This window comes from Peribacillus sp. NPDC101481 (assembly GCF_044767165.1).
Classification (GTDB): Bacteria; Bacillota; Bacilli; order Bacillales; family DSM-1321; genus Peribacillus.
Genome location: NZ_JBIWNJ010000002.1, coordinates 1,418,073 through 1,436,538, shown reverse-complemented (window position 1 = coordinate 1,436,538; position 18,466 = coordinate 1,418,073). Strand labels below are relative to the sequence as shown.

Sequence of the window (18,466 nt, the reverse complement as noted above, 5' to 3'; positions counted from 1 at the left end):
TTATTGTTTTATAATATAAAACTCGGTTTTTGTTTTGTGACAAAAAAATAAAAAGAAAATTCTATTTATTCTGTAAAGTATCGTATTATGAGGATGTGGGATTGTCAATCTTTATTCTTATTTTTAGGATTATATTCCTAGCAAACGTTTTATGCCAAGTGGGGAAAAATTGATAGACTGTTTTTTTGAGAGTAAAATCATAACAAACTTTAGCCCACGATCCATTTCCATCTCTGGCTTTGCTACCGGAAAGGCTTAGAGACGTTTTTTATTACTTTTCTATAATATAAGCAAGCGCTCCTGATACATTCGGGACGTCCATAGACGTACCTGATAAAGCAGTATGTAGTTTACCAGATAAGTGGGACATTATTGTTCGCTTGGCGCTGCTGAATCCACTTTTCTATTGGTATTACAATATCTTAATGGAAGCTGGGATGGTTAACGGAGCTTCCACTACTTCCTAAAAAGCACCCTGAATACTGTTTTCATTTGTTTTGGAGATCCCATCCCTTCGCACATTTACTACAACTATATTTTTTCTCAATATTTTTTAAAGAGGAATGAAAGGCTGGCTTATCATCCGTTCCTCACAGTGACATTAAGTTCCTCCTATCTCTTCTCCTTTTAGGATCTTTTGAATTTCATAATTTATTGCGGAAACGATTTATTCGATTGATCCATCTCCTGAATCTGGTAAGGGAATTCATTTATGGTATATATTTCTTCCAACGTTGTTTTCTTTTTTTAATCTTTTATTTCCGTTTATCCATTTAAAAAATTCTAAAATAATATCTCTTGTTAATTTTTTATGATTTCGCATTTCCATTTATTGCTTTTAAGCTCAAGACAACTATGCCTCATATTAAACTATTGATCGTTAGTTCAATAAGAAAAAGAGCCGTTGTAACAGCTCCTTGTCCCACTCTTTCACCCTTTTGAAACGATAGGGTAATGTTTCTCCTACTTATTTTTTACTCGTTGCATCCGTTTGTGCTTATATTGTTCAAAATCCCACTCAGACAAAAATTCTTTTGCAGAAGTATAGCCTGATTTATAGAGAAAGTCGATTTCATCCTCATTCAGTTCAAAGTCCGTTGCGTTGATGCCGCCAGTAGGAATTTGAATCGTGCGTTCAATCGTTTCTTCGTTCATATGTCGTAAATCATGGGCTTGAAGCATCGTTTTAAATATATTTTTGAAAAGGTGGATTGGCGTTGGTATTACCGGATCTATGTTAACTTCATCTTTCACAAAATGGAATCCGAATGTTGGAAAGCGAGGATTGTCTGTATCGAAAATCCATATCGGGAAGTTACTAAGTAAACCACCATCTAAAATGTAGGATTTTTTCCGGTCTTTTGATTTCCAAATAACCGGACGGAAGAAAAATGGTAGAGAGGCACTCATCATTACGGCAGTTGAAACTTTTAAATCAGCAGGAGACATCCCATAGCGTTCCAAATCATCTGGCAAAATAAGCATCTGACCATTCGAAACATCAGACGCAATTATCTTCAACTTTCCATCTGGAAGATCCGCGAATGTCCTAATCCCTTTTTCTGAAAGAAGAGAATCCACCCACGTTTCCAAATAGTCGTTTTTATAAATCCCAAGGTGAACCATAAGTTCCAAAAAGGAGCCAAAAACGGGAATTCGATTTAGAATTGTCCTGCCTCGCATCTTTGAGTAGTTGATTTCACTATACCGTTCTCTAATTTCATGGCTTTTATAGCCACTGGCCAAAAGAGCTGCGATTACTGCTCCTGCTGATGTCCCAGCGAGTCTTTCCCATTCTACTTTTTCCTCTTCCATTGCTTGAATCGCTCCAATAAAAGCAATTCCCCTGACCCCCCCACCTTCAAAAACGGCATCTGCTTTCATTTTTTTCCACCCCTCGATAAGAGTTATTATAATTATTAACAATACTTTCAAATAAAGCGAATTTTCACACTCTTGAAACCCGAAAATCATCCCCGTCAGTTAAAGATTAAAAGTGCTTGACATCGATGGAAGACGGTTCTATTTTTCTAATAAATTAATTCGCTAACAGTATCTAGATTCTCATGGTTGTGTTTTTCAATCTCCAACACAACTTCCGTAATATCATGTTCTTTGACCTTGCCAGCTTTTCAGGTTGTTCGCATGATTAACCGTTCAACCTCGATCAATTGGTTGCATATCTATCATTTTTACTTTTTTTTACAACTTTTATTATTACATGTCTTTGGACTCTCTACTTGAGAAACCATTAATCATTTACACAGGCTCTACTGCAATATTATTAAAAGGTGTTAGACTCCCTTAACGCAACTTTGATGGTAATAAACGTAAAAACAATAGTAGGATAGCATCTATTAACATGGTATGTCTAAAACGAAGTTTTGCATGGACAAATTATCAGATTAGGAAGCAACTTTTGAAAAAGGTATTCTTTAAATTATGTCGAAAAGGATATGTAACAATTGAAGGAGTGAAAAAATGGAAATGAACCGTGCAAGGAAAATGTATGATTACCACGTTTGGGCTAATCAGCAAGTGTTCCAAAACTTAAAACAATTACCGGAAGGAGTCTATGGCGACACGATAAAAAGTGTCTTTCCATCCATAAAGGAAGTCCTTGTTCACCTTTACGCCACAGATATTACCTGGTTGGAGATAATGAAAGGAAGCACAATTCAAGAAACTTTTAAGAAAGTTGAACAGCGGCGGAAAGAAGTGGACGGAGTCTCGATAAATGAACTTGAATCCTGCTATGATGAACTTGCAAAGGATTATGAAAATTTTCTTGTTTCACAGTCTGATCTCGAACAGACGATTGTAACTGAACATCCCAAAATGGGGATTTGTGAGTTTGTACTTGCAGACCTCGTCCATCATGTAGTGAATCATGGGACCTATCATCGCGGTAATGTGTCAGCGATGCTCCATCAACAAGGCGAGCATGGCGCACCAACGGATTATGTATATTACTGTTTAAAATAAACTCGGCATGGCAATCTCGACGGAACATGATCTCTGTAAACATACTAAAGCACCGCTCATTTCAGATGAAAGCCGATGATCCTCTTGCCAAGGAATCATCGGCTTTTATTATATGAAAATCCAAACGTTCGTGATATGTTCATATTCAGTCAGTACCATAGCCTTCATTATATGTTACATGATTTTTAGAGCTTTACCCGTTGAAGGCGAAGTGCATTCAATACGACTGATACAGAACTGAAAGCCATGGCAGCACCAGCTAACCATGGTGCAAGCAGTCCGATTGCCGCAATTGGTATCCCGATTACATTATAGGCAAAAGCCCAAAATAGGTTTTGTTTGATATTTCGCATCGTTTTCCTGCTCATGACGATTGCATCTGCAATACTGTTCAAATCCCCCCGGATCAAAGTGATATCGGCAGCCTCCATGGCCACGTCCGTCCCGGTTCCTATAGCCATCCCTATATCGGCTAGTGCCAGTGCGGGAGCATCATTTATCCCATCTCCGACCATTGTCACTCTTTTTCCGGCGGCCTGCAATTTTTTCACTTCTTCAGCTTTTCCTTCAGGAAGGACTTCTGCAATCACATGGTCTATGGCGACTTTTTTGCCGATGGCATTTGCTGTCCTTTGATTATCCCCGGTTATCATGATGACCTGGATATCCATTGCTTTCAACCTTTTAATCGCCGTTAGCGAGGTATCTTTTATCGTATCGGCAACGGCAATGAGGCCTGCATATTCACCTTCAATGCTAGCGAGCATTGCTGTCTTCCCTTGCTCTTCAAAAGCTTCCATCGCTGTTAGGGCATTAGTAATATCCACGTTATTTTGCTTCATCAATTTACGCGTTCCGACGTATAACACTTTTTGATCCACTACAGCTCTCACGCCGTATCCAGGAATCGCTTCAAATTCCTCAATCGCAGCAAGTGATATCTGTCTTGCTTGAATTCCTTGAACGATTGATTGCGCAAGAGGGTGTTCAGATTGTTTTTCAGCTGCGCCGATTAGAGATAAAAACTGTTCTTCTTCCATACCGTTCTCGATGAGGACATCGGTCAGCACTGGGGTGCCATTTGTCACTGTTCCCGTTTTATCCAAAATGACCGTATCTATATGGTGTGTGGTTTCCAAGTGTTCCCCGCCTTTAAATAAAATACCGAATTCAGCGGCCCGACCTGATCCTGCCATGATGGATGTTGGAGTGGCCAGACCTAAAGCACATGGACAGGCTATGACTAGCACTGCAATCATCGCTTCAAAAGCTGGTGTGAATTCTCCAGGGTTAACCCATATCATCCAAACCAGAAAAGTTAAAAGGGCGATTCCGACAACAATGGGAACGAAGACACCGGAAATTTGGTCAGCAAGACGTTGAATCGGGGCTTTGGACCCTTGAGCATCTTCAACCACTTTTATGATTTGAGAAAGAGCTGTATCCCTTCCGATCTTTGTCGCTTTCATTTTGAGAAAACCATTCTTATTCAATGTTGAACCGATCACAGTATCCCCGTTTGTTTTATCCACCGGAATGCTCTCACCCGTTAACATGGATTCATCAACGGCAGAGTTCCCTTCGACTACTTCTCCATCGACAGGGATCTTTTCACCCGGCTTCACCAATATCGTATCTCCCACGATGACTTCCTCAAGTGGTATTTCGCGTTCTTCCCCGTTCCTTAACACCAGTGCCGTTTTGGCCTGAAGCCCCATTAATTTTTTGATGGCCTCGGAAGAACGTCCTTTTGCTTTTACTTCAAAAAGCTTCCCTAATAGAATGAGGGTGATAAGAATCGAACTAGTTTCGAAATAAAGTTGTGCCGTATTGTGATGGGATCCCATCGATATGATCGCCTGATAAACACTGTAAAAATAGGCAGCGGATGTTCCCATTGCGACTAATACATCCATATTGGCACTTTTATTTTTCAAGGCTTTATAAGCCCCAACATAAAACTGCTTTCCAATCAGAAATTGCACAGGGGTGGCGAATGCCATTTGCACCCAAGGATTCATGAGGAAATCAGGCATATAAATAAACGAAGTAAAACTAAAATGACTTACCATCGCCCATAACAATGGAAATGATAATATGACCGAAAGAATGAATGTATTCTTTTGTTTTTGAATTTCTTTTTGACGGAAATCCACGGATTCCGTGTTATCTTCCTTGATGATCGCCCCATACCCTAACTTCTCCACCCGTTGAATGATGTCAACTGGGGAGGCTTCGGAAGGATCATATTCGACTGTCGCATTTTCAAGCGCAAGGTTCACATTGGCCATGCTTACTCCATCCAGCTTATTTAACCCTTTTTCAATTCGGTTAGCACAGGCAGCACAGGTCATGCCCGTAATCGTAAATTCCTTTTTCTCTTTTACTACATCATAACCAAGATCTTGAATTTTCTTTTCAAAGTCCTTGTTGCTTAATTTTTCCGTATCATATTTAATGACCGATTTCTCAAGAGCCAAATTAACGGTGGCTTCCTCAACGCCTTCCATTCGGTTTAACCCTTTTTCAATCCGGTTTGCACAGGCAGCGCAAGTCATTCCTGTAATCTGCATTGTTGTTTCTTTTATTTGGCCGCTCACATCATCCCCGCCTTCCTATACCGCTATGGGGTATATTTTTTTGTAAAAAAAAGTGCTTAACAGCACTCCCATGACTTATTCGACATCGTAGCCTTGATCATCGATTGTTTCTTTTATTTTCTCAAGTGATACTTTTTCCTTATCAAAAGCTACATCGACTTTTCCTGCGTCCAAATGTACTTTTACGCTTTCAACACCTGCAAGTTTTCCTACATTCCCTTCAACTGCATTCACACAATGACCACAAGACATTCCACTTACACTCAATGTTACATTTTCCATTTCAACATCTACTCCTTTATTTTTTCATTAATTTTTGTATCGTTACAAGCACTTCATCTATAACTTCTGTATCCCCTTCATTCAGGCGTTCGACCACACAATTCCTTAGATGGCCTTCCAATAATATCTTGGCTACACTATTCATCGCGCTTTGTGTAGCTGCTATTTGGGTAATCACATCATCACAATACGTATCTTTTTCAATAAGACCCTTTATACCGCGAATTTGACCTTCAATTCGATTTAACCGGGTCGTTAAATTCTTTTTTACTGCTTCTGAGTGATGACTTCTTCGGCCGTGGGAAGAGGTCGTACAGCATTCTTCTTCATTCACAGAATCTTCATCATTCAACATTTCATCCATTTCCCATCCCTCCTTGAAATTAATATACCATACCCTCCTATCCTATGAAAAGAAAAAAGCTATTGTGTCAATATTTCTTTATTCTTTGCTTTTTAAGTATATCTATTCCTTAGTCTGTTTAACAAAATTACACACAAAATACCCCATGCGAAGCTAAACAAAAAAGGATGAACTACATGAGTCTACTAAGGATGCAAATAAAAACACTCATCTCCGGAGAAATGAGTGTTTTTGGATCTTAATACCCTACGCTGGCATAATCCCGATAAAGTTTAACGGATTTCAATTTTTTAGTTGGTTGTCTGTTTTAAAATTGCATAGTTAACACACCGAAATTAATAGATATGTTTGTTTTCAAATAAAGGATGTTCTTACTCCACACCTTTTAGTTGAATACACAAAAAAGTAATATATTTTTTATTGGTTATCAAACAAATAATCCAACAATCATAGCACTTAACAAGGAGACAGCCATGCCGCTAAGCAACAGCTTCCAAACATTCCTTCCGATAATGTGCGATTTTTCATCATAGAAGATAGAATTGAACGTACCATAAATCAAATCATGCCAACTGTACTGAAATTGGCAAATGAGGTGAGATACGTAACTGCCACTGCGTTCCTTTATTCGATTCCAGAGTGCCAGAGAAATATAGAAAGTTATAAGTAGGCGGCTACTGTAGAGTTCAAACTTTGAAGAAGCTTTTTAGGTTTAAAAAAATTTCAGCTTGTTAGACCTAGAGTTTTATTTTCATAGTAGTTTAATAAGCAATAAATTTACAAAAAAAAACCTTTAACTCCCAGAGGGTTTGTATCACTTTGTATCCGATTTCCCAACACAATATGCAATGAAATTAGGATCATATACTTTTCTGTTCTCTATCTTAAGGCTACCTAAACTCCCTTAAAACTTTTTTTATATTTTCTAATTTCTGGTGATTTAGTTTCAGCATTCCATGCCCTTCTTGAGTCTTTGGTTTGCCCAGCGAAACTGTATTATTTATGAGTTCATTAAATTCTTCTAACTCTGTTAATTTACGGCCAAGTATTGTTTCAAATTTATTTATCAAAAGCGCAACAGCCCCTGACACATGTGGGGCAGCCATGGACGTACCTGATAAGACGGCAAATTGGTTACCAGGAAAGGTTGATACAACTTTCTCCCCAGGGGCTACTAAATCCACTTCACCATTAGAATTACTAAATCTGGAAATACGTTCACGCCGGTCAACTGAGCCTACTGCCACAACTTCCGGATATGCAGCCGGATAACTGTACTCGTTTGTTTCGGCCTTACCATCGCCTGCATTTCCCGCGGCACACACGACCATTATATTAGATTGAACGGCGTTTATAATCGACGAATGTAAGGCCGGATCATTATCCGGTCCCCCTAATGACATCGAGATAACCCGTACTTTTTCGCCATTAGGACCTGTCCAATTGACAGCGTAATTAATTGCTGACGTAATGTTTTCTGTTGTTCCTTCTCCTGATCCATTTAAAACCTTAAGTACCAGCAACTTCGCTTTAGGTGCTGCACCTACAACTCCAAAACCATTTTCTGCTGCTGCAATGGTTCCGCAAACATGAGTCCCGTGTCCGTTATTATCGGCAAATTTGACAGGATCACCATAATAATCGTCCGTGAAATTATATCCACCAATAATTTGATCAATCAAATCAGGGTGATCTGACTGGCATCCTGTATCGATTACGGCTACTACTATGTTCTCACCCTTAAACCCTTCTCTCCAAATAGAGCGTGCACGAATCATTCTAATACCTCGTGGAACTTCCAAGGTATTTTCTGTTACTCCTTCTACTTGGAAGGGTACTAATTGAACATTTGGCAATTCTAGCCTCTCCCTTCATATTACCCTAAGACGGGAAGAAACACCTCCTTTTGTAATAACCATTGAGGGGAATCCACACTTAAAACCCGTTTAGGAACGCTGAATCCAATAACATTGATTACAGCCTTTCTTTATCCTATGAATGGAGACAAGCTTTTGCTATAAACCTTAGTCTAATTTGATATTTTAGTTTACTAAAGAAAATTGAGATGGAGTAGATATATAACCGTTTACAAATCCTTAGTAAAAAGAAGAAATGGAAATCTATAATCATCAGAACCTTAGCAAAAATAGTAATTACATAAACGACCTTATTGGAAAGGAAAAAAAGCTACCTCCTCGGCAGCTTTTGCACTTCCATTATAATAACCAATATAGCCACATTTTTTTATTTAAAGGCACTGGTTAAATGCTGTTGATTTTTCACAAAGAAAAAAGGACCATATTAATAGGGTCCTTGTGAAACATCTTCTTCAACAAACGCAAGGTTGGTTATATAGAAATTATTAAAAAACAGCGCGATTTGTTTTACTAAAATTTTAAAAAAGAATGTAATCAATCCGTATCTTTCACTTTTTTTGTAGTATCATTTAGGTCTTGTAGCTCTTATTTTCGCACTTTCACCTAGCTCACGTGAAAACTCTTCATTCACACGATCCGGTTCGATTTTTAAGTTATTGGGAGTTTGAGCTAATGATTTTTTTCTGCTAGATGATTTTTGATTGTTTGATCTTCCCATAATATTGCCTCCTAACTATATTTTAATCTTTATTAGTATGGCTAAGAATCACATTTATATATCTTTAGATTTGTTCATGAACGACTTTTTTCCTTATAAAATTTTTTTGGGACTGCTCCTTCTTTTACTACTACGCACCTGATAGTTCTATAAGAAAAATTCAAATTTAAGCTGAAGAGTTTTCAGTAATGACTTTTTCATTGCCTCTACAAAGTTCTTCAGTGTTTCATCAGATAATTCTAACAAGGAAAGATAGGGATTTAAATCTTCTAATTCAACTAATAAAAGTTCACCTTGTTCATTCCGACAAGCATCAACTCGTTGAATCCCCCAATCAAGATTATTCCATTCAATAAATTTGTTAGCAAAAGTTAATTCTTCTTCAGTAGGTGAATATTCTTTTAATTCCCATCTTTGCTCTTTATCTGGTGCATAAAGAGCATACTGAAATTCTTTATCGATAAAATAAAATGAAACCTCATACTCAAAGTTGATAAATGGTTGTACTAATGTGTTTTTTGATTCTGGATCAAATTTATCTATCAATTCATCTTTCGTTACAAATTCCAAACCGATTGAATCTGCACCATCTTTCGGCTTTACAATATACGTCTCTACATTAGGGAGTTTATCTAAAGAATCAAGAGTTTCTATAGTTGGAATAACAGGAAATTGAGCATTCGTTAGTTCAATTAAGTATTCCTTCCCGTTCATATCAGCCTTTCCGTTAAATGAATTGTATGTTTTCAGAATATCCAGAAACTACTCTATTGCGGAATGCTTGATACGTATCCTTAAAATTCGCTACTGGACCAGCATTTCGAAATACTATTAAGTCAAAATCTTTTTCAAACGTTTCAGTGTCTTCAGGATGACAAATGCCCAACTTAAAATCTTCTCTAAGCTTCGAAGTAAGGAACAAACCTCCTCATAATAATTTCTTCCTTTTGCTTCATAGTATAAATCTGTTACGAACAATAGTGTGTTCATTAACCCTCACCTGCTTTACATTTATTTTCATTGATTTAAAAAGGATTTAAAAACAAAAAAAGGGGTTGCCCCTAAAAGTCAGTAAAATGACTTTTAGGGCAACCCTTTTTCGTATTGGCTTGGTGATACTTCTTTAAGGGGTACCTCCATATTTTTAAGACATTACCATGATCGAGAAGTTTGGACTCCACTCTTAAGAACGTAAATGTGGAACCCATATATCCTCAAATCCAAAAAAGCTAATTTAAAACCGGAACTTGATTGGATAATGGGAATATTACTGTTCTTTTGAAATATTATTATCCCTTTTCTTTTTCACTAAAAGAATGATGGCAATGATAAAGGCTACTACGCTATATATCCAGGTAAACATAAAGGCAAGGCCCAATCCGATATTTGCATCCATATAGTCGTTTTTCACATGATCTATGGCTAAATATAAAAGCGGTGCAGCTCCAATGATGAACAGGATGACCCAGAGAACATTTCTTTTCGGATTCTTGGTTGATAAAATAATAATGATGAAGGATAGCAAGAGAAACGCTTCTGAAGCTATCGTCAACGTTACCATATTGCTCATAATAATTCACTCCTAATCGCGGTTGCATAAATGGAATATATTTATGTTCCCTTATATCTATGCTACTTTTCGTTCCTATATTATTATCTTAAAAAAACCTGAATACCTCCAAATGAAGGATCCAGGTTTCATGTTAATTTTTCTTGGATAATTGCAAGGCATTCTTGATGCTTTTCAGTGATTTTGAGCTTCCATACATCAAGACTCCACCCCGATAGATTTTTGCTCCGATTATTCCAAGTAAAACAATCGTTAAGATCAAGACTGCAATGCTGATGGCGATTTCCCAGAATGGAACTTCAAGCATCCCTACACGCAAGAACATGATCATAGGCGTGAAAAATGGAATGAATGATGTGATCGTAATATAACTGGCTGACGGATTCCCCAGTCCAAACATCGCAATCATGAAGGCGATGACAACTAACATGGTCATCGGTGAAATCATTTGCTGGACATCTTCAATTTTGCTGACAACGGACCCAAGGCATGCCGCAAGAGTCGCGTACAGAAAATACCCAAGCAAAGCGAAGATGATTGCATAAATGATCGTTGAGATATCGGTACTGCCGAAACCGAAAAATGAAAAGAATCCTTCGTCCATACCCGTCAAGTTTTGTTTAATGGAGAAATAGCCCACCCCAAAAAATAAAATCATTTGAGTAAGACTAAGTAAAGCAACACCCATTATTTTGGCAAACATCTGTGTGACTGGCGGGACACTTGAAATCAGGATTTCCATGACTCGTGATGTTTTCTCAGTGGCTACTTCCATTGCAATCATCGTTGCATACATCAACACACCGAAGTAAATGACGAATAGGAGAACATACACGAGACCTCGTGCTTGATTGAGGTCCTCTTCCGTTTTTGCATTTTTCTGAAGCGCAATCGTATCAAATGCTGGCGGCGTATTCAATTGAGCGATTTGCTGCTCTGTCAAATTCAATTCCTTCGCGGTTATTTGACCCTTCAATTGGGTTAGCGCTAAAAGCAAATCATTACTTACCGCAGAATCTGAAATTTGATTCGCTTTATACGTTCCCTTGAAGCCGAGGGTTTCATCCTTTTCGATTATCAAATATCCAACGATTTCTTCCGCGCTGACCATTTCCTCCGCTTGCTTTTCATCCTGGGCGGATATTATCGATAGGTCATCGTTCACACCTGCTACCGCTTTTTTATAAGGATCAAATAAGCTGCCTTCAGTCTGATCGATAACGGCAACCTTTTCCTGTTCATCACTGTCGAATTTATCAATAAGATTCGAAAGGTTCGAAAGAACGAGAATCAGTGCCATCATAATGATTGTAGAAATGATAAAGGATTTCGTCTTTAATTTTGATAGATATGTATGGGAAAGGACAATCCAAAATTTATTCATAGACGGCACCTACTTTTTCAATGAAAATATCCGTCAGCGATGGTTCTTCCAATTCGAATTTCCGGACGAAACCTCTTGGAACAAGATCACGTAGCATGCTCTCAGCCACATCTTCACCAGAGACTTGAAGAATTTTCCCTTCCATCGTGTTTTTGACTTTTGTTACACCTGAATAATTATCCAAGAAAGATAGATCAAAATCTGCTTTAATTGAGACATTCTTTTTACCAAAAGAACGCTTGATTTCTTTTAATTTTCCAGCCACAACAGGGGAACCTTTATGCATGATGCAAAGATGCTCGCACATCTCCTCGACATGCTCCATGCGATGGCTCGAGAAAACGATCGTCGTGCCGCTGTCCTTTAAGTCAATGACAGCTTTCTTCAGGATTTCCACATTCACTGGATCCAGTCCGCTGAAGGGTTCGTCAAGGATAAGTAATTCAGGTTTATGGATCATCGAGGCGATCAGCTGGATTTTTTGCTGATTTCCCTTTGAAAGCTCTTCAACTCGCTTATCGATATACTCGGGTACCATAAAGCGGTCCAGCCAATACTCCAATTCTTTCAAAGCATCCCGTTTGTTCATCCCTCTTAATCTAGCCAAATACACAATTTGATCGCGCACCTTCAGTTTTGGATATAGTCCGCGTTCCTCAGGAAGATAGCCAATTATTGAACTGGTCGTATAATCGATTTTCTTACCATCCCAGACAACTTCCCCTTCAGTGGGGTCTAGCAGGCCGAGTATCATCCGGAACGTAGTCGTTTTCCCTGCTCCGTTCCCGCCTAAAAAACCGAACATTTCCTTCTCGGGAATAGTTAAATCAAGCTGGTTTACAGCTGTGAATTCCCCGAATTTTTTCGTAACTTCTTTGATTTGCAAAGCCAATGCACAACCTCCTAAAATATGATTCTTATTATATGTTAACGGAAATGTTTTCCAATTTCAACTATCACCAAGTACCGAATAAATCTATTTCCCTTCGATTATATGTAAATTTCCAGAAAAAATTAACGTTTCACGTCTGCCCTTTCGTTTGCCCTTTACCCTAATGGTATTTTTTCTGCGAAACTTAAGACAAAACCCCCTTTCCCTTCCTATTGGTAATATTCACAACCCCTTACGTCTCCTGCCTTTCCCTAACGCAAGCATGTTACTAAACTGAAAGCCCTTTTTTTTGGAAACGAGGCAATAATAAAAATAGATTGGGTACCGTAAAGATACCCAACCTCTATAATAGATTGCTCGCTTTAAAGGACACATTTCCCAACTGTCGCTAATGATTCTATTTTATTTTACAATCGTTACTTTTACATTTCTTTTTTCAAGCAATTTTCTTGATGCTTCATCTATTTCTCTATCCGTAATGACCTCATCCACTTCACTAGGCGGAACGATTAATGAAAACGCCTTTTTTCCAAACTTTGAGGAATCCACCATCAGGATCACTGCATCCGACCTTTCGATCATTTTCTTTTTTAATAAAGCCTGCCCTTCATTAGAATCACTGAGTCCTTCTTCTAAGTGAATCCCCTTGCAAGACAAAAACGTTTTGTTGACATGATACATCGTTAATGATTTCTCTGCTATCGGACCAACAAATGATAAAGACTTTGACAGCAATCTTCCCCCGGTTGAAATAACCTCTATTTTTTCTTTTTTACTCAATTCCATCACCACTTTGGTGGAATTGGTAATAACCGTTAGCGGTATGTTTGGTAAGGCTTTTGACATATACCAGGCAGTTGTACTTGCATCTAAAATAATCCTGTCACCTTCCACTATCCGCTTTGCCGCTTCATATGCTATCACTTTTTTTTCGTTGACATTTGTTATCACTCTTTCGGAAAAATGGATTTCCGAATCATCTTCTTGCAGGCTAACGGCACCGCCGTGGCTGCGTTTTAGTTTTGTTTCTTTCTCAAGCTTTTCGAGATCACGTCGGATTGTTTCCTCTGTTACTGAAAAGATTTCACTTAATTCTGTAACACGAATACTCGAACGTTCATTTACGAGTTCGACAATTTTTTGGTGTCTTTGAGCTACAAGCATACCAACTTTCTCCTATCTATATAATCTTTGTTTACTTTTGTTTGTTTTTGTATTGTAACATATATAAAGCCCTCTATATAAATAGAGAGCTTAGGAACTGCCTTTTTTCATTGATATGGTTATTTGGCAATTAGCTTAAAACCTTCAATAATTTCTTCAATATCTTCATCACTAATATCAATTACTTCGCCAATACTTTTAGCGTACACCAATGCTTTTGCACTATATTCAGCTACTTCTAGCCTATCAAATACACTCAGTAAACTTTTTCCTGAGACAACTGCATACCCATTTTCAATTAATAGGACAGGATTATCCTCTGCTAGTTTATCTGCAATCATTCTATTATGATTTTCCCCCATTCCAAAAGGCACTTTATCTATATCCCGAAGAACAATGTAGGCCTCTGGAATTATATGTGTATTATATTTAACATCTGTCACAGCATAGGCCATTAAAAATCTTGGGTTCGCAATGATTACGGATGTAAGCTCCGGGTTTAACTCATATATTTTTTGATGAAGCTCAAAAAACTCACATGGTTCCTTTCCTTCTTCACTATACTCCTGATGAATCAGAACCAATTCATCTTCCTTAATATATTTACGGTCCTGTTGAGAAGGCGTGATTAAAATAGAGCCATCTTTAAGGCGGGTTGAAAAGCTGCCTGAGATACTTGTAAAAAGCTGACGATCATATAACCGTTCCAATAACCTGATCATTTCTTGACGGCAAGAAACCTCTTCGACAGAATGGTGCTTCATTTCTATCTGTGTTAATTTATCCGCTTTATATAAATCTATTTCTTGTAAATTTTGTTTGGTCAGTTCAAATGGTTTCCCTATATTCCTTGCATTTATTTCCATACAAGCAGTATCTTCAAGTGTTTCAAACAACATAAAGGCATCAAATATAGTGGGTTTCCCTACCACAATACCATGATTCTCCAATATGACCGCATCCCCTCCTTTTGCAAATTCAGCCGAAATATTTTCCTTTAATTTGTCGCTTCCAGGGATCGCATAGGGTGCAACCTGAAGGGAATCTGCTACACTCTTATATGCATGTAAAAGCAACTTTGGGTTTGGTCCTTTACGAGCCATGCTAAAGGAAACCAAAGCCGGGGGATGTGCATGTACGATAGCTTTTATATCGGGCCTTGCTTCATAAATTCCTTGATGAAAAGGAAGCTCTACCGATGGTTTATGTTTCCCTATGAATGTACCGTCCTTTTTGACGCACATGATATCATCCATGGTTAATGCCCCTTTATCAATTCCCGATGGAGTAATCCAAAGGTCACCATTTTCATCTAGAATAGAAAGGTTTCCTCCTGAAATTGTTGTCATGCCATATTTATAGACACGTTCCATGATCATAACAATTTGTTCGGCTGGATGCAGATTTTCATTCATACTTTATCACTCCTATTATTTACTTTCTTCTTTCATGGAAATTGCTTGTTTGAATTTTTCAATCAGGGATGATGATTCAATTTTTTCTTTTGGCTCATATTTTTTTATAAGGAACGAGTGTTCTATTAACTGACGTGCCGTTTGTAAATCGCTTATTTCATTGCCTGAAATCATTTGTACTAGTATATTCCCAATCGCCGTAGCCTCCGTTGGTCCAGCGTATATGGTTTTCCCGCTAAGGTCAGCCGTAAGTTGATTAACGAATTCATTTTTCGCCCCTCCTCCGACAATATGAAGTTGCTCGATTCTTTTCCCGGTTATCTCTTCTATTTGCCGAATGGACATCGCATAAATAATAGACATATTTGTAAATATACAGTTCGCTAATTCGCCCACTGTATGTGGAATCTCCTGATTCGTCTCCCGACAATACTGCTGAATTTCTTGAATCATATTTTCTGGATTTAAAAATCGTTTATCATTAAAGTTGATGAACTGCCTGCACACCTTTATTTTCTCTGCCTCATATACAAACTGCTCGAAGTTATAGTCTTCCTTTAAATGTCTTCTGACCTCTTGAATAACCCACATACCAATGATATTTTTCAGAAAGCGGTAGGTTCCGTATGCACCCCATTCATTTGTATAATTGTTTTTAAGAGCTAACTCATTCACTATCGGTTTATCGCTTTCAATCCCAAGCAACGACCACGTTCCGCTACTAATATATGCCCATTTCTCTCCATTACCAGGTGAACCGACTATGGCGGATGCAGTATCATGTGAAGCAACGATAATCACTTCTGTATTGGGAAGATCGAAAGTAGAAAAACGTTCTTTCATCAGTTTCCCTAATCGTTCTCCCGGATTAGCAAAAGGCGGGAATTGATCTTTTGACAATGCAATCAGGTTTAGTAACTCTTCATCAAACTTCTTCGTGTTTACATTCAATAATTGCATCGAAGAAGCACTTGTAACTTCTGTGACCTTTTTCCCCGTTAGGCAGTAACCTAAATAATCTGGCACAGTCATGACATTCCCAGTGACTTTCAGGTTCTTTATATCTTCTTCGTACAATTGGTATAACGTGTTAAATGATAAGAATTGAATCCCCGTTTTTTGATAAATGATTTCTTTAGGTAGTGTTCTTGTGACCTTTTCGATTGTATTTTCGGTGCGCTTATCACGATAAGAGATAACTTCTTGCACTCTGTGTCCATTATCATCCAACAATACGTAATCCGTTCCCCACGTATCAATTCCAAGTGTACAGTGGTCGTATCCAAGCTTTTTTGCTGATTCTAACCCCTTTAAGATTTCATTCAATAAATGATCAATATCCCAAAAACAGGTTTCATTTTGGGTGGTGAAACCATTCGCAAATCGATGGATTTCTTCAATTACTAATTTCCCGTTCTCCATTTTCCCTAAGACCAGCCGGCCACTTGAAGCACCAATATCCACCGCAATATGTATCATTAGTCCACACTCCTCAATTTCTTTAAACCATGCATTATGGAAATATGATCGCGGCCAAAGAAGTCATGCAGTTCTAAATAATAAGCATACAGTTGTTGATAAATACTTACATTTTCTTTAACCGGTATAAAAGTATCTTCTTTTACTTTTGCCATCTTAGAGGATGCCTCCTCTAAGGAATCATACCCACCATTTATACGGCCGGCAGCCGTGGCAGCGTATATGGCTGCTCCTAATGCAACAACTTGTTCCCCATCCGCGATTTTAATTTCACGATTTAAAATATCGGCATATATCTGCATTAACAGTTTATTTTTTTGAGGTAATCCGCCACAGGCAAACAAATCGTTTATCTCTATACCCTCATTCTCAAAGGTTTCAAGGATTTTCCTTGTTCCAAAGGCTGTTGATTCTAAAAGTGCACGGTATATTTCTTCCGGCTTCGTGGAAAGAGTAATCCCTGCTATCACACCTGACAAGTTCGCATCTACAAGGACTGTTCGGTTGCCATTCCACCAATCTAACGCCACTAACCCAGATTGACCAGGCCTTAAGCAAGAAGCCTTTTTTTCCAGTAAGCTATGTAGATTGACACCTTCTTGCTCAGCTTCTTTCTTTACATACTCAGGAGCAGTTTGCTCAATATACCATGCAAACGAATCGCCAACAGCCACCTGTCCCGTTTCATAACTGAATGATCCGGGAATTATTCCATCCTCCACTACTCCACAAATACCTTCTACTGTTTGTTTTTTCTCAGAAATTAACATGTGGCAAGTAGAGGTTCCCATCGTCATCACAAATTGGCCTGGATGGACAGCTCCTACAGCTGGAACACCTGCATGGGCATCGATTATGGATACAGAAACAGCCGTACCAGATTTCAACCCCATCTTCTTAGCCATCCCTTCTGTTAAACCACCCGACCGTCCAGCGATGGGTAATACTTCACCACGCATTTTTGTATCCAGTATATCCAGAAGACGTTCATCAATAGCCGCTAAAAAAGCAGGGTCCGGATATCCATCTTTTTTATCCCAAAATGCTTTATAACCGCTCATATTACTGCTGCGTACCAGCTCATTCGTCAGACGGAAGGTAATCCAATCTCCGGCTTCCATAAATAGATCCGTTTCTTCATAGATATCAGGTGATTCACGTAACACTTGTAAAATCTTAGGGAACATCCATTCAGAAGAAATTTTCCCGCCATATCGTTGCAGGAATGGTTGATTCGTTGCCTGTGCAATGCGTGTAATATCATCCGCTTCTTTTTGTGCGGCATGATGCTTCCATAATTTGACCCAACTGTGAGGGTCCCTTTTCCACTTCTCATCAAAACAAAGGGGATTTCCTTTCTTATCAACAGGCAAAATGGTACATGAGGTAAAATCGATTCCAATGCCTATCACATCATTCGCATCTACTCCGCTTAACCGAATCACTTCAGGAACAGAAGTGTATAAAACGTCCAAATAATCACCTGGATGCTGGAGAGCCCAATCTTTTTCAAGTTTACATCCGTCTGGAAGCCTATTAGACAATACTCCATGACGATAAGGTGTAACATGTGTAGCCATTTCATTTCCGTTCTCTATATCTACTAGCAGCACTCTTCCTGATTCAGTGCCAAAATCAATTCCGATTGTATATCTCTCATTCATCCCTTCATCATCTCCTAACATGCAAGTCACGCAATGATATTTAATAAAAAGGCCCCTCTAGATAGTTGAGAG

At 38.4% G+C, this 18,466-nt stretch carries 16 protein-coding genes and 1 pseudogene; 1 reads left to right on the top strand and 16 read right to left on the bottom strand.

Annotated elements, in window-relative coordinates; all coding sequences use genetic code 11:
* Positions 1-963: 963 nt before the first annotated feature.
* Entirely contained in the window at positions 964-1,884 is a 921-nt protein-coding gene (locus ACIROD_RS16920) for a patatin-like phospholipase family protein (RefSeq protein WP_101221785.1), read from the bottom strand.
* Positions 1,885-2,481: 597 nt separating this feature from the next.
* Here ACIROD_RS16920 and ACIROD_RS16915 point away from each other — a divergent pair.
* Positions 2,482-2,985 carry a DinB family protein gene (locus ACIROD_RS16915; RefSeq protein WP_402942278.1) on the top strand — a complete coding sequence of 168 codons (504 nt, stop codon included), beginning with the start codon at positions 2,482-2,484 and terminating at the stop codon, positions 2,983-2,985.
* Between the two features lie 185 nt (positions 2,986-3,170).
* Here the strand turns inward: ACIROD_RS16915 and ACIROD_RS16910 are convergent, their stop codons facing one another.
* The 15 genes and pseudogenes from ACIROD_RS16910 to ACIROD_RS16840 all read right to left on the bottom strand — a co-directional run bounded on the left by ACIROD_RS16910 (position 3,171) and on the right by ACIROD_RS16840 (position 18,394).
* On the bottom strand, positions 3,171-5,558 hold the full coding sequence (locus ACIROD_RS16910; RefSeq protein ID WP_402942969.1) for a heavy metal translocating P-type ATPase: 2,388 nt from the start codon (positions 5,556-5,558) through the stop codon (positions 3,171-3,173).
* Between the two features lie 102 nt (positions 5,559-5,660).
* Complete coding sequence (gene copZ / locus ACIROD_RS16905) at positions 5,661-5,867, bottom strand: copper chaperone CopZ (RefSeq protein WP_076368959.1); 207 nt, start codon at positions 5,865-5,867, stop codon at positions 5,661-5,663.
* Between the two features lie 16 nt (positions 5,868-5,883).
* Positions 5,884-6,222 (bottom strand): metal-sensitive transcriptional regulator, encoded by a 339-nt coding sequence (locus tag ACIROD_RS16900; protein ID WP_402942967.1) that lies wholly within the window; start codon positions 6,220-6,222, stop codon positions 5,884-5,886.
* A 436-nt stretch (positions 6,223-6,658) separates the two neighbouring features.
* Positions 6,659-6,849: pseudogene (locus ACIROD_RS16895) on the bottom strand (nucleoside transporter C-terminal domain-containing protein); the annotation flags it as partial.
* Positions 6,850-7,121: 272 nt separating this feature from the next.
* Entirely contained in the window at positions 7,122-8,009 is an 888-nt protein-coding gene (locus ACIROD_RS16890; protein WP_402942276.1) for a S8 family peptidase, read from the bottom strand.
* A gap of 664 nt (positions 8,010-8,673) precedes the next feature.
* Positions 8,674-8,826 (bottom strand): YfhD family protein, encoded by a 153-nt coding sequence (locus ACIROD_RS16885; protein WP_098373080.1) that lies wholly within the window; start codon positions 8,824-8,826, stop codon positions 8,674-8,676.
* A gap of 147 nt (positions 8,827-8,973) precedes the next feature.
* A complete protein-coding gene (locus ACIROD_RS16880) occupies positions 8,974-9,540 on the bottom strand; it encodes an ATP-grasp domain-containing protein (RefSeq protein ID WP_402942274.1) in 567 nt (188 codons plus the stop codon).
* Between the two features lie 117 nt (positions 9,541-9,657).
* The gene (locus tag ACIROD_RS16875; protein WP_260357422.1) at positions 9,658-9,816 is read right to left on the bottom strand and encodes a hypothetical protein; all 159 of its coding nucleotides are present in this window, start codon (positions 9,814-9,816) and stop codon (positions 9,658-9,660) included.
* Positions 9,817-10,093: 277 nt separating this feature from the next.
* On the bottom strand, positions 10,094-10,396 hold the full coding sequence (locus ACIROD_RS16870) for a hypothetical protein (protein ID WP_402942272.1): 303 nt from the start codon (positions 10,394-10,396) through the stop codon (positions 10,094-10,096).
* Between the two features lie 133 nt (positions 10,397-10,529).
* Complete coding sequence (locus ACIROD_RS16865; protein ID WP_260357420.1) at positions 10,530-11,780, bottom strand: ABC transporter permease; 1,251 nt, start codon at positions 11,778-11,780, stop codon at positions 10,530-10,532.
* Positions 11,773-12,672, bottom strand: coding sequence for an ABC transporter ATP-binding protein (locus ACIROD_RS16860; RefSeq protein ID WP_402942269.1), 900 nt, complete (start codon positions 12,670-12,672; stop codon positions 11,773-11,775). The genes ACIROD_RS16865 and ACIROD_RS16860 overlap by 8 nt, the downstream gene beginning before the upstream one ends.
* A 402-nt stretch (positions 12,673-13,074) precedes the next feature.
* The gene (locus ACIROD_RS16855) at positions 13,075-13,836 is read right to left on the bottom strand and encodes a DeoR/GlpR family DNA-binding transcription regulator (RefSeq protein ID WP_101221779.1); all 762 of its coding nucleotides are present in this window, start codon (positions 13,834-13,836) and stop codon (positions 13,075-13,077) included.
* A gap of 119 nt (positions 13,837-13,955) precedes the next feature.
* Positions 13,956-15,251 (bottom strand): class II aldolase/adducin family protein, encoded by a 1,296-nt coding sequence (locus tag ACIROD_RS16850; RefSeq protein WP_402942267.1) that lies wholly within the window; start codon positions 15,249-15,251, stop codon positions 13,956-13,958.
* 15 nt (positions 15,252-15,266) lie between these two features.
* Complete coding sequence (gene rhaB / locus ACIROD_RS16845; RefSeq protein WP_402942265.1) at positions 15,267-16,730, bottom strand: rhamnulokinase; 1,464 nt, start codon at positions 16,728-16,730, stop codon at positions 15,267-15,269.
* The gene (locus tag ACIROD_RS16840) at positions 16,730-18,394 is read right to left on the bottom strand and encodes a ribulokinase (RefSeq protein WP_402942264.1); all 1,665 of its coding nucleotides are present in this window, start codon (positions 18,392-18,394) and stop codon (positions 16,730-16,732) included. Before ACIROD_RS16840 ends, rhaB begins: the two co-directional genes overlap by 1 nt.
* Positions 18,395-18,466 lie beyond the last annotated feature (72 nt).